The organism is Pseudomonas urethralis (assembly GCF_021602465.1).
GTDB classification, from domain to species: domain Bacteria; phylum Pseudomonadota; class Gammaproteobacteria; order Pseudomonadales; family Pseudomonadaceae; genus Aquipseudomonas; species Aquipseudomonas vlassakiae.
Genome location: NZ_BQIJ01000027.1, coordinates 1 through 12,693, shown reverse-complemented (window position 1 = coordinate 12,693; position 12,693 = coordinate 1). Strand labels below are relative to the sequence as shown.

Annotated in this window: 10 protein-coding genes; 3 read left to right on the top strand and 7 right to left on the bottom strand. The window is 54.9% G+C overall.

Annotation, left to right across the window (positions count from 1 at the left end; all coding sequences use genetic code 11):
- Positions 1-75: 75 nt before the first annotated feature.
- The 4 genes from L6D64_RS26720 to L6D64_RS26705 form a co-directional block, all read right to left on the bottom strand.
- Positions 76-399 carry a DUF2790 domain-containing protein gene (locus L6D64_RS26720; protein ID WP_003253432.1) on the bottom strand — a complete coding sequence of 108 codons (324 nt, stop codon included), beginning with the start codon at positions 397-399 and terminating at the stop codon, positions 76-78.
- 162 nt (positions 400-561) lie between these two features.
- Positions 562-3,723 carry a CusA/CzcA family heavy metal efflux RND transporter gene (locus L6D64_RS26715; protein WP_010951454.1) on the bottom strand — a complete coding sequence of 1,054 codons (3,162 nt, stop codon included), beginning with the start codon at positions 3,721-3,723 and terminating at the stop codon, positions 562-564.
- A 24-nt stretch (positions 3,724-3,747) separates the two neighbouring features.
- A complete protein-coding gene (locus L6D64_RS26710) occupies positions 3,748-4,998 on the bottom strand; it encodes an efflux RND transporter periplasmic adaptor subunit (RefSeq protein ID WP_010951455.1) in 1,251 nt (416 codons plus the stop codon).
- Positions 4,999-5,066: 68 nt separating this feature from the next.
- A complete protein-coding gene (locus L6D64_RS26705) occupies positions 5,067-6,338 on the bottom strand; it encodes a TolC family protein (RefSeq protein WP_010951456.1) in 1,272 nt (423 codons plus the stop codon).
- Positions 6,339-6,741: 403 nt separating this feature from the next.
- On the opposite strand from L6D64_RS26705, the gene L6D64_RS26700 reads away from it, so the two are divergent.
- The 3 genes from L6D64_RS26700 (at position 6,742) to L6D64_RS26690 (ending at position 9,689) form a co-directional block, all read left to right on the top strand.
- Entirely contained in the window at positions 6,742-8,085 is a 1,344-nt protein-coding gene (locus tag L6D64_RS26700) for an OprD family porin (protein ID WP_003253422.1), read from the top strand.
- A 488-nt stretch (positions 8,086-8,573) separates the two neighbouring features.
- Positions 8,574-9,248 carry a heavy metal response regulator transcription factor gene (locus L6D64_RS26695; RefSeq protein ID WP_003253420.1) on the top strand — a complete coding sequence of 225 codons (675 nt, stop codon included), beginning with the start codon at positions 8,574-8,576 and terminating at the stop codon, positions 9,246-9,248.
- Between the two features lie 117 nt (positions 9,249-9,365).
- Complete coding sequence (locus L6D64_RS26690) at positions 9,366-9,689, top strand: hypothetical protein (protein WP_010951457.1); 324 nt, start codon at positions 9,366-9,368, stop codon at positions 9,687-9,689.
- Between the two features lie 101 nt (positions 9,690-9,790).
- Here L6D64_RS26690 and L6D64_RS26685 read toward each other — a convergent pair whose 3' ends face one another.
- From L6D64_RS26685 to L6D64_RS26675, 3 genes are all read right to left on the bottom strand, one after another.
- Complete coding sequence (locus tag L6D64_RS26685) at positions 9,791-10,318, bottom strand: hypothetical protein (protein ID WP_012269855.1); 528 nt, start codon at positions 10,316-10,318, stop codon at positions 9,791-9,793.
- Between the two features lie 189 nt (positions 10,319-10,507).
- The gene (locus L6D64_RS26680) at positions 10,508-11,905 is read right to left on the bottom strand and encodes a hypothetical protein (protein ID WP_224765890.1); all 1,398 of its coding nucleotides are present in this window, start codon (positions 11,903-11,905) and stop codon (positions 10,508-10,510) included.
- Positions 11,906-11,986: 81 nt separating this feature from the next.
- Positions 11,987-12,388, bottom strand: coding sequence for a hypothetical protein (locus L6D64_RS26675; protein ID WP_012269857.1), 402 nt, complete (start codon positions 12,386-12,388; stop codon positions 11,987-11,989).
- Positions 12,389-12,693: the final 305 nt, after the last annotated feature.

Sequence of the window (12,693 nt, the reverse complement as noted above, 5' to 3'; positions counted from 1 at the left end):
TATCGGGCGTAATAAAAAATGCCAGGCACTGCCTGGCATTTATGAATTCTCTAATTGTTCTGTTCAAATCGTTTACTACTTGTTGTTGATGCATTGCGAATACATCGAGTAACGAACAGTCTTGAGCGTGCCCTGGGAGTCCTCGAAGGTCATCAACCGTGGATAGACCTGGCAGGTACGGGGGTCCTGCGACTGACGTACGAATTTCGCAACGTCTATCTTCATGCCATATTTGTAATCCTGAATCTCTGGCATTGGCTTGCCATTTTTCTCCGCGTACTTGGCCACTGCGGTCTGGTGTTCCTTGGTGTATTGAAGCTGCTTGCTCTCGGAGAAAGTGTTGGCCTGCGAAGCCACCGAGAAAACAACAAGTGCAGCAGCGATAATTAGCTTTTTCATAAAACCCTCTCAATTTCAAAACTTCTCGGGCGTAACCTTAGCAATGCATAGGCATCACCGGCATGACGAGAAACTTACAATTTTGAAAGGTAAGTGCATCTACTTCACTTTAAACAAAAAAGCCCACAACACGTGTTGTGGGCTTCTCTTTAGCGGAGGCTGTTAGCTAACCACTTCGGCCTCGTCGCCGTCTTCATCCTTGCGGTGTGCCCAGTGATACAGGGCAGGCAGTACCAGCAAGGTCAGTGCGGTGGAGGACAGGATCCCGCCAATCACCACCGTCGCCAATGGCCGCTGAACTTCGGCACCGGTGCCGGTGGCCAAAGCCATCGGGATGAAGCCCAGGGACGCTACCAAGGCTGTCATCAGAACAGGTCGCAGACGGGTCAATGCACCTTCATCGACTGCCTGTCTGAGCGTTCGTCCCTCCTCCCTTAGCCCGCGGATGAAGGCAATCATCACCAGGCCGTTCAGTACTGCAACGCCGGACAGTGCAATGAAGCCGACACCTGCCGAGATCGACAGTGGGATGTCCCGCAGCCACAACGCCACAACACCACCGGTGAGTGCGAATGGAATACCGGTGAAGACCAGCATGCCGTCCTTCAGGTTGTTGAACATCAGGAACAACAAGGTCATGACCAGCAGCAAGGCGACTGGAACAACGATCTGCAGGCGTTTGGCAGCCGACTGCAGCTGCTCGAACTGGCCCCCCCAAGTCGTCCAGTAGCCCGCAGGGATTTGCACCTTCTTGTCCAGCGATGCGGTCGCCTCCTCAACGAAGGACCCCAGATCGCGGCCTCGAACGTTGGCGCTGACGATAACCAGACGTTTGCCGTTCTCGCGGCTGATTTGGTTCGGGCCCAGTTGCAGGTCCAGATTGGCGACCTGGGACAGCGGGATGAAGCCGATCTGATTGGCACCCTGTGCCGCATTGGCAGGTACCGGGATCAGCAAGCTGGACATACCCGCTACGTCGGTGCGAACGGTCTCTGGTAGGCGTACTACCATGTCGAACCGACGGTCGCCCTCATACAGCGTGCCGGCCTGACGGCCACCCACGGCGATAGCGATCGAGTTCTGAACATCCGCGATGTTCAGGCCGTAGCGTGCTGCTTTTTCGCGGTCAATGTTGATGGTCAGCACCGGCAGGCCGGATGTCTGCTCAACTTTCACTTCCGATGAGCCCGGGACCGCTTTGAGCGCTGCCGCGATCTTGTTGGCGGTGTTGTTGAGCACGTCCATGTCATCGCCGAAGACTTTCACAGCGACGTCACTACGCACGCCCGAAATCAGCTCGTTGAAACGCAGTTGGATTGGCTGCGACAACTCGTAGTTGCTTCCTGGAACACCCGCTGCGGCCTTCTGCACTTCAGCAATCAGCTCATCACGAGGCTTCTTCGGGTTAGGCCACTGATCCTGAGGCTTGAGCATGATGTAGGCGTCAGAGGCGTTCGGCGGCATCGGGTCAGATGCAATTTCTGCGGTACCCGAGCGTGCGAACATCCGCTCAACTTCAGGCACCTGCGCAATCACCGCTTTCTCCAGACGCTGCTGCATCTCGACAGATTGAGTGAGGCTCGTTCCAGGCACACGCATGGCCTGCATCGCAAAGTCACCCTCACTGAGGCTTGGGATGAACTCGCTACCCATACGACTTGCCAGCAAACCACTGAGCACGACCAAGGCTACTGCGGCCGAGAAAGCGATGTTCCGATGTCCCAGCACCCATTGCAGAACCGGTTCATAGCGCAGTCGAGCTGTGCGCATGACCACGCCTTCCTCTTCCTTCACCTTGCCAGTGACGAACATGGCAATAGCTGCAGGAACAAAGGTAACGGACAGGACCATTGCACCCAGCAGCGCCATCACAACGGTGAAGGCCATCGGGTGGAACATTTTGCCTTCGACGCCGGTGAGGGCGAAGATCGGCAGGTACACCACCATGATGATCAGCTGACCGAAGATCAGCGGCCGGCGAGCTTCTCGCGCCGCGGCAAAGACCTCGTGGAAGCGTTCGGTTTTGGTGAGCATGCGGCCATGCTTATGTTGCGCATGAGCCAGTCGACGGATCGCGTTTTCTACAATAACCACGGCACCGTCGACGATGATGCCGAAGTCGAGTGCCCCCAAACTCATTAAGTTGGCACTGACCTTGTTGTTGAACATGCCTGTGAAGGTGAACAGCATGGACAGCGGAATCACCATCGCGGTGATCAGAGCCGCACGGATGTTGCCGAGGAACAGGAACAGAATGGCGATAACCAGGATCGCGCCTTCCACCAGGTTCTTCTTCACCGTCGCGATGGCTTTTTCAACCAGGTTGGTACGGTCGTAAACAGTCACAGCCACCACGCCCTTTGGCAGGGTGCGGTTGATGTCCGCCAATTTGGCGGCGACAGCTTGAGATACGGTGCGGCTGTTTTCACCAATCAGCATGAACACGGTACCGAGCACGACTTCGCGGCCGTTCTCAGTAGCAGCACCTGTACGGAGCTCTTTACCGATGCTGACGTCAGCAACGCTGCTGATGCGAATCGGTGCACCATCCACACTGGTGATCACGATGTTGGCGATGTCTTCGATATTGCCTACCTGACCCGGTGCACGGATGAGCAACTGTTCACCATTACGCTCGATGTAGCCGGCACCGACGTTGGCGTTGTTACTTTCCAACGCTGCGACCAGGTCATTGAGTGTCAGCTTGTAGGTAGCCAGGCGCTTTGGATCCGGCGCAACCAGGAACTGCTTGGCATAACCGCCGATGGTATTGATCTCGGCCACACCCGGGACGTTACGCAGCTGAGGCTTGATGATCCAGTCCTGGATCACGCGCAGGTCGGTCGGGGTGTACGGCGTACCGTCCTCTTTGACCGCGCCATCTTCGGCTTCAACAGTCCACAGGAAGATCTCGCCGAGGCCGGTAGATACCGGACCCATGACGGCCTCTACACCTTCTGGCAGCTGTTCCTTCGCAACCTGCAGCCGCTCGTTGATCAACTGGCGGGCAAAGAAGATGTCAGTGCCATCCTTGAAGATCACGGTGACCTGAGACAGGCCAGAGCGAGACAGGGAACGGGTCTGCTGAAGGCCCGGGAGACCGGCCATGGCCGTTTCAACTGGAAACGTGATCCGTTGTTCGGTTTCCAAGGGCGAGTAACCAGGCGCTGCAGTGTTGATCTGCACCTGGACGTTGGTGATATCGGGTACCGCATCGATGGGCAGCTTTTGATAGCTGTAGATACCGATACCCGCCATGATCAGAACGGCGATCATTACTACGATGCGCTGCTCGATGGCGAATCTGATGATACGTTCAAACATGAGAAATCATCCTGTCAGTTCGCATCAGTGACCGTGTTCGGCAGAAGCTTTGCCGAGCTCGGACTTGAGTGTGAAGCTGCCACTGGTTGCTACCTGGGCGCCGGCTTCAATACCGTCGATGATTTCCACGTACCCATTGTCGCGGCGACCCAGTTTTACCGGGCGGGTGTCAAAGCCATCTGGGGTGCGTACGAATACCGAAGGTTTGTCTTCAACGGTCTGCACAGCGTGCTCAGGGACCGCTACGGCAACTCGATCGGTCTGGGAGGTGACCGCAATGTTTACGAACAGGCCTGGACGCCAGGCGCCGTTGGGGTTGGTCAAGGTGACGCGGACAGTAGCTGCACGGTTTTGCTCGCCCAGCAGGCTGCCGACATAACCCACCTTCCCTTCGACCTCGACGTTCATGTCAGGCGAAGAGACTTTCACTGCACGGCCAGTCGTGACCTTGCCCAGATCTGTCGGCGGAACTGCGAAGGTCGCCCAGACCTGATTCAGGTCGGAAAGGATGAAGGCGTTGGTCGCCTCGCTGACGACTTCGCCGACGGTCAGGTGTTTCTCCACTACCACGGCGTCGAAGGGAGCGCGGAGCTCGTAACGATTACCGCCAACGGAGTTAACCGAGGCACCGATTGCGCCGACCTTCTGCTTGGCGTTGGCCAAGGAGATCTCCGCTTCTTGCAGCGCTTGGCGTGCTTGGAGGTAGTCTTGCTCTGCAGAGATCTTGTCCTGCCACAGTTGCTTCTCACGTTCGAAGGTCACACGCGCCAGTTCGACGCGACGCTGTGCGGCCTGTTGTTCGCTGCGCAGGTCAGAGATCTGCTGGCTGGCGATTACCGCGAGGACTTGCCCTTTCTTGACCGTCTCGCCCAGGTTGGCCTGGACAGCCTCAACAACGCCAGGAACACGAGGAACCACGTGGGCAGTACGATCTTCGTCGAAGCGAATTTCGCCAGGGAAGCTCACGACGGTACCGAGGTCACGAGGCGCTGCAGCTTCCAGGGCAACACCAGCGGCCTTGATCTGTTCAGCGCTGAGCGTCAGCTTGCCCTCTTCTTCACCGCCCTCTTCGCTGTGGCCTTCTTCACCATGGCCCTCATCACCTTCCTCTTTGGCGGCAGATGCGGCTTTCTTTTCGTCGCCATGGCCATCGTTAGCGCCATGCTCGGCAGTACTGGCGGCCTGCTGTCCGGAACTGTTGTTCCAGGCAAGGCTGCCAAATCCGAGGGCTGCCACAGCGGCTACCGCGAGGGCGATCTTGCGTTTGTTATCCATTGCTACTCCTGCTGATCGTAGGCACCGGCTTGTTCAAGGCTGTGTGCCGAAGAAAATGTTTGGCCCGTTCAGCGAGTGCCGGCGGTTGAGCCGACTTCGCCATAAACCCTTTCCACCTGCGCACGCGCATTGGTCGCCGCTGCCAACGATTCGAGGTATTGGCCACGAGCGACGATCAAGGTGCGCTGGGCATCCAGCACTTCGATGAAACCGAATTTGCCCATCTCGAAGCCGCGGGTTGCGGTCTCTACGGCTTGTTGGGCTGAAGGCAGAATGGTCTTGTCGTAGGACTCGACCTCCTGCATGGCGGTGGACCATTGGTTCAACGCGGTTTGGGTTTCGGTGCGCAGGCGCAGCTCAACAGCATTGCGCTGGTCCCGGGCCTGATCTGCACGACGAGAAGCGGAAAGAATGTTGCCCTGGTTACGATCGAACAGCGGCAAAGGCATAGACAGGCCCACAGTGTTGACCCGCTCGCGCACAGAGCGGTCGTACTGGCTACCTACACTGACAGTAAGGTTCGGGATACGCTGAGCTTTCTCTGAGCCGAGCGAGGCATCGCTCTTGTCTATCTGCACCACGGCCTGACGCATTTCTGCTGTTTGGTCGAGCTTAGCCAGCAGATCTTCAGTGCGAGGTGGCAAGCCCGGGGAGAGGGTTGGCGATTCGAGTCGATCAAACACGGTGACTGAGCTCCCGGTAATTTGAGCGAGCTGTTGGTAAGCGGTCGCTTTTTCCGTTTCTGCACGTCGAACTTGCAGCTGGGCTTCGGCCAGTTGCACTTGAGCGCGGGTCGCCTCCACTGGGGACGACTTACCTGCGCGAACACGGCCATCGACGATGCGAAGACCGCGCTCAGTCAGTTCGAGAGATTGCTTGGCCAGGTCGAGACCTGTCTGGGCCCGCAACGCGGCGTAAAAGGCTTGGACGACATCTGCACGCAGGCCGTTAACGCGACGGTCTAACTCAAGCTGTGCGGCGGTCTGCCCGTATGTGGCGACGTCAACACGAGCCCCCCGCTTACCGCCCAGCTCAAGGGTCTGGCTGAGAGAGACAGTCGTCTGGCTGGTGTTACGACGGGTGTCTTCCACGTCATACGAGATTGTGGGGTTGGGGATAAGCCCGGCCTGCTTGCGAGCACCATCAGCGATCCCAATTTCTTGCCTGGCCGCGGCCAGGTCTGGGTTGGCATCCATGGCCGTCGAAAGCGCCTGGGGCAAGCTGATGCTTTGGGCAAGGGCTGCAGGCGCCATCAACCCAGAGATGACTGCACAGAGTGCAGCGATCTTCCAGGGCGAGACGGGGGTCTTGGGTAAGACATTGCGGTTATACCGGGGCACTTTGATGGTCCTCGTGCACAAACTTCGATAAAGCTTGGCGAGAACGCCGAAACAGCTGCCAAGCCCCACTTGATTAGGTGATGGCACTCTAATGAGCGGTAGCTATCAGAGGGGTGGCTAGAAAATTACAATTCCGTAAGAATGTCCTGTAATGCCCGAAAATACTGGGAAACCAAACCCGACACGATGATTTCGTTACAAGCAACGGAGATGGCAAACACGCGGTGCGAAGGCCCGAACAACAGGTAGATGACGAAATTGTAATTTTCCTATCACCCCCCCGTTATCTTCGGCCTGCAAATATGAGCTCGCGCTACGCTAGGCGCGCCGCCTGGTCAGAACAATTAACGACACCCGCGCCGGTAAACATAATAAAAACTGCCGTGAATCAAAGGAGCATCGGATGAAAATCAAAGTACCACTGTATTTGGCGGCAGTTTCTGCGCTGTCTGGAAGCTATGCTATTTCGGCACAGGCAGAAGACAAGCCAGAAGGCTTCATTGAAGGCAGCAGCCTTACAGTGCTGAACCGTAACTTCTACTTCAACCGTGATAACCGCGACAGCACTGCCCCCACTTATAACAGTGGCAAGGGCAACACCAACGGCTACTCCGAAGCCTGGGCGCACGCGATCATCAGCAAATTCAACTCTGGGTTTACCCAGGGAACCGTTGGCTTTGGCGTTGATGCCTTCGCCATGATCGGCCTCAAGCTCGACACCGGTGATGGGCGCAACGGCGGCCGTAGCTCCTTCGACGTGCTACCCGTTGATAACAAGGGCGAAGCTCGCGACGAATACACCAAGGTCGGCGGCGCAGCCAAAGTCCGCTTGTTCGATACCATCGTGAAAGTAGGTGATGTTTTCCCATCGACTCCGGTCGTTGCATCCGGCGACTCTCGCCTGCTGCCAGAAAGCTTCCGCGGCGTGACCGTTGAGAACACCAGCATCCAAGGCCTCACCCTGCAGGGTGGTCGTCTGCATGCGATGAGCCAGCCGGTCTCAAGCAACCTGAACGACAACTTCGTGACGTTCTACGGCGGCCCGGTCAACTCGCCATGGATCGGTTACGGTGGCGGTGACTACTCGATCAACGACAACTGGACTGTGAGCGTCTACGCCAGCCAGCTGAAAGACGTCTGGAATCAGTACTACGCCGGCACCAGCGTGGTTTACCCGCTGAGCGACGATCTGGCGCTGATCGGTGGCTTCAACTACTACAAAGCCGTAGATGAAGGTAAGAAGCGCCTGGGTGAATTCGACAACAACATCTGGAGTGCCAAGGTCGGCGTGCGTTACGGTGCCCATACCCTAGCCCTGTCGCACCAGCGCAACAACGGCGACGACGATTTTGACTACCTGCGTCAGTCGGACTCGATTTTCGTCGACAACTCCATCCAGTACAGCGACTTCAACTCGCCGAAAGAGCGTTCCTGGATGCTGCGCTATGACCTGAACTTCACCAGCTACGGCATTCCAGGCCTGACGTTCATGACCCGCTACGCCAGAGGCTCGGGCGCGGATTACTCGAACGCTAACCAGTTCTACATGCGCACTGATGACAACGGCAACCCGCTCGACAATCAGAAGCGTTGGGAGCGTGACGTCGAAGTCAAATACGTTGTCCAAACCGGTCCAGCAAAAGATCTGTCCTTCCGGTTGCGCCAGGCAACCACACGTGCCACTGCATTCGAATCGGATCTGGATGAAACCCGTGTGATCATTGAGTACCCGCTTTCGATTCTGTAATTCGCTAACTGGACCAGTTATTCATTAACTGGTCCTATTAGTAAAACGAGCATTACGAATTCACCTTGAGTGGCTTAAGTGCTCCTTTGGTAAAAGGTGGATATTTGGCGCCCATTGGGCGCCTTTTTTTGCCTAAAATTCAAGTAGGCGTTCGATTGTACGCATCGCATGCCGGTGAAGTTCATGACTACACCAATGACCAGTCTCTTCAATGTGAGCGACCTCGCCGTCATCTGAGCGGAACGAAGCCAGCACAAAGAAGAAAATAACCCAATACTTCATAAGGTCAAATCACCTGCTGGAGAGAGGGCCCGCAACTGTCAAACCCAAACCGCGACAAGATATACCGCCAGACTATCAACTGTATTACCTAGAAATTACAAATCCGTCATTTGAGCCCCGGCACGCTCATTTTGATTTACCATCCCTTTCAATAATGCCGGCGCGCGTGCGCGGTTAATTGCTCAGTGATATCGAGACAAAATCCCATGCGAATTCTGGTAATTGAGGATGAAGTAAAAACTGCGGAGTATGTGCGTCAAGGTCTGACGGAATGTGGCTATGTCGTAGATTGCGTCCACACCGGGTCAGATGGATTATTCTTGGCTAAGCAGCACGAATATGAGCTGATTATCCTGGATATAAATCTGCCAGAGATGGACGGTTGGCAGGTCCTTGAGTTGTTGCGTCGTAAAAACTGCCCTTCCCGTATCATGATGCTGACGGCGAGAAGCCGGCTGGCGGATAAGGTCCGGGGGCTGGAGAACGGAGCAGATGACTACCTGATCAAGCCATTTGAGTTCCCTGAGCTGCTGGCCCGGGTTCGCGCCTTGATGCGCAGGTCAGATCACCCTGCATCCGTAGAGGTCATTCGCGTCGCTGACCTGGAGCTTGATCAGAGCCGGCACAGGGCATTCAGGGACGGTCAGCGCATTGACCTGACCACGAAAGAATTCGCGTTACTGCATTACCTGATGCGTAATACCGGTGTGGTGCTGAGCCGCACCCAAATTATTTCGCAGGTTTGGGATATGAATTTTGACTGCGACACAAACGTTGTAGAGGTGTCGATTCGAAGACTCAGAGCCAAGATAGATGACCCTTTCGAGACCAAACTGATACATACGCTTCGGGGCGTAGGGTATGTGCTTGAAAAACGATAGTTGCCAAGCTCTCTAGTACCGAAAATCCGCTACATGCTCCCGTCGCTTGCGAACTTGAGGTTTCTGTTTACGATCCGCGGCGCTGATTCCTCACTCAACAAATGAGGTAGGCTGTACATGAGGTATAGCATTGATTATCAGCAGGTTTCGCAAGGACAATCCGATGCCAGCATTGATGCCTGTCCAGCTGACATTGTCTTCAACAGCGACCATGGCCTAGCTCTTATCCCGTGCGTTGGCGATGTTATCAACCTCCCCTCTACGGCGGTCAAAGAAGGGGTTTGCGGCATCGTTAGATCAAGGATTTTCAATTATCTCAGAGGTCCTGAAGAGCTGTACTGTCACGTCAATATTCTCGTTGAGGAGGCGGACATCAATTTCGAAAGTCTCATCTCGGAATACATGCGCAATCAGTCACGTGCTCGCTCGCCTTCTTCATAAAGTCGAAGGCGGGCCAGTCCATTAATGGTTGTGTATGGGTGAGGGTTCAGCAGAGCGAGCGCCTACTGAGCACCAGAGATGAATAGTCACAGCCTAGTGGTTTAACGCGGTACTGCTGGTGTACGCAGGGCCGGACTCATTGTTTTTTGAATGGCGCATTGCAGCACATAGAAATATAAAACCCCGGAAGCAAATACGATTGCGGACAGATAAGCAAACTCAGAGTCTAAAACCCCGGAAACCATATACAATTTAATCGTGATAGAACCCATAATAATTCCGGTACAGTACATGACGCCTGTGAACTGATTGCCCAAAAAACTCAGTATGCCGCTGAAGGCATTGTTCGCACTCAACAGCATTGCTTTCAGTATCGTCCAGCCGAGAACTGGCAGAAAAGCCTTGATCATGAAGGCGAATAACATCGACGATGCAAACAGTTTTATCGGGGTTTCTGCCCACGGCTTGATGGTGCCGTCTACTTCAACGCCGGTATACAAGATGATATTCAGAATAATCGCCATAAGGGTGCATATGCCGAGGCGTATCATTTCCCGCTTAAGCGGGGCCATCATTATCACTGCGTGAATCTTGTTTCCAAAGTATCGTTTTAGTCCTTGGATCGACATTTTTCTTCCTATGCTCTCGGGTATGACGCTGTTGTAGCGTTGTATGACGGTCATGCTTTTACCCGAAGAGAGGTGACGCTTCAACGGTCCTGAATTGCGCAGGGGATCTCATGTCCTTCCCCTGGCTGGGTAGCTTGCTGAGAAATTCTCATCTACCTGCGTGGCAACGATGCGGCCACCCCGCCGCCGTCAGAGCTCTGGAGGACTGGCTGCTGTCAGCAACTCATCGAGTGACGGAACCTTAGCGTTTGCACTGAGGACGAGTGTTCTGGATCGGAGTATGGATACATCAAAGAAAGATTCGCACTCGACTCTTCCGTTTACTTCTCTCCAGTGGGTGACTTCTGGTATCAACTCATTAGGCACCGGGTATAGTGCCATAGGGTTATGGAATACCTCCACTTCAGCAGACCACGGCTCGTAGCCATATTGCGGCCAGAGCTGACCGTAGTCGCTGGACGCTACATCCAACAGAAATGGGATACCTCGTGATGCTCCCGGAGAACGGTCGAAAAACTCACCAAACCGCAAGTATCGGTACCCGTCTAGATGAGCTCCACCTGAGATCGGCACTCGGCTGAGCTTTGGCACTGTGCAGGCATTGGTGAAAATGACCGCTGAAAGATGGGCATTTTCCATTAGCGTAAATAGGCCGTTGGGGCGCCCTGATAGCAGAGATGTCTCTTCCTCCACAGTTATCAGGTGCGTACCACGATGCGCAGATGAGTGAACTGCAAAGCCATAGAGATAGCTGATGAGCGACTCCCTGCTCCACAGCATTGAACTGGGCGCATGGAAATCGGCTAAGGCCAGAATGAGCGGCTTACCCTCCACGTGCGGTAGGGATTCGTAACGCTTGTCCAATTTGTTTTGGATGGTCCTCGCAAACCTTTCTGCAGCCGCTCCTAAGAAACGCTCATGTCGGTCAGCGGGTGGGGGGACCGGCGAGGCGCCAAAATGCTCATACCGCTCTTCCGGGTTGGCTGTCACTGCTTCAACCCAGGCCTCATCTCCCAGCCTATTCTCGATGTGAAAATCGGGTGATTCTTTAGGCTGGGTGACCAAGAGTCCCTGTTCACGAAAAATCGCTAATAGGTGGGCTTCCCAGAGGCGGGTGTGAAAATTCTCAGTCTGGCAATCGGGAACCCAATTTCTGTCTGGGGATGGCAGTGCGAGATACAGTTGATTCAGCGCCCACGCCCCAATACGGCGGCTTGGATCAAATAGTGATTTGAACACCACGCTTGGTGTGCGCTTACCCATTCTGCTTAGAGGAGCACGTCGTCGTTCACCTGAAGGGAGTGGAAGCGGATGGGCTTGGGTATAGAGAAAATGGCTGATTGAGGCGCGGGCTTCAGACTCGCCAGTGGTGCGCTCACTATGGCTGAGGAGCACCCACACGCTATCGACACGACGCCGCAAGGTGACAATTCCGAAGCTGCCGGAATGGATATTTCGGGTTAGAGCGGCACAAGAAATTCCGTCCTCACTAAGCCATGCCCCTACTGGCGGGCTGTCCCCAAACCCCAACCCTCGTGGAAGCGACAAAGCGATTAGATCGAACATCGGCGCAGCAATTTCTTTCATTCGCTGATCTCGGCAGCCGTCAAAATGCATTCCATCAATGCCTCGGAGCGTGCCCGCCGGCGATGGCATCGGTGGAGGTACCTATTGAAGAAGGGGGCCTTGTTCCACCAGGACATCTCGGTTGGTGAAGATGGTCTCAATGGTTGCAGCCTCGGCAGCCACATGAGTCTTTCGCGTGATCTCTTCAAGGGCCAGTTCGAGCCGGTAGTCTTGGAAATACTCGTACAGCTTTTCAGAGCTCTCGGATATCTCCTCCCCACCATTCTTCGCGAACAAGATGTGGATGATCGCTGCGAGTGGGAGAGAGATGTCGAGATCCTTCTCTTCTGCATCTGAATCCGAGTTCAAACCGTCGAAATACCTCTCCAGATGACTCTGGAGCTCCTCAAGCCAGAACTGAGATAGGTTGCTTGGAAGGGAGCTTTCAGGCCCGGTCAGAAGGACTTCATCTCTGAATAGAGCCAGCAGATTGGGGTTTGCCATGGAGGACCTCACGATTAGATTTGAGAGCAACTGGTCAGCATAGTCCACCTCAAGATGACCACCTCCTTGACGCCCATCCTGGTGCTCCTGAGCATCAGACGAGTGAATCGCCCCGAAACCTGTAGATACAAAATGACCGCTTCTCGCCGTTAGCTGCCTTTCTTGAAGGACAGCTTTGGGTCCAGGCTGTGTGAAAACGCAAGTAAGTACGTCGAGTAGCGAAAGAAGCTGGGGCAGCCTGTTAATTCAGCAGATGTAGGTGCAGATTTACTTCAGTCGGGTATCAGGTGCGGCTTGTGCTATCT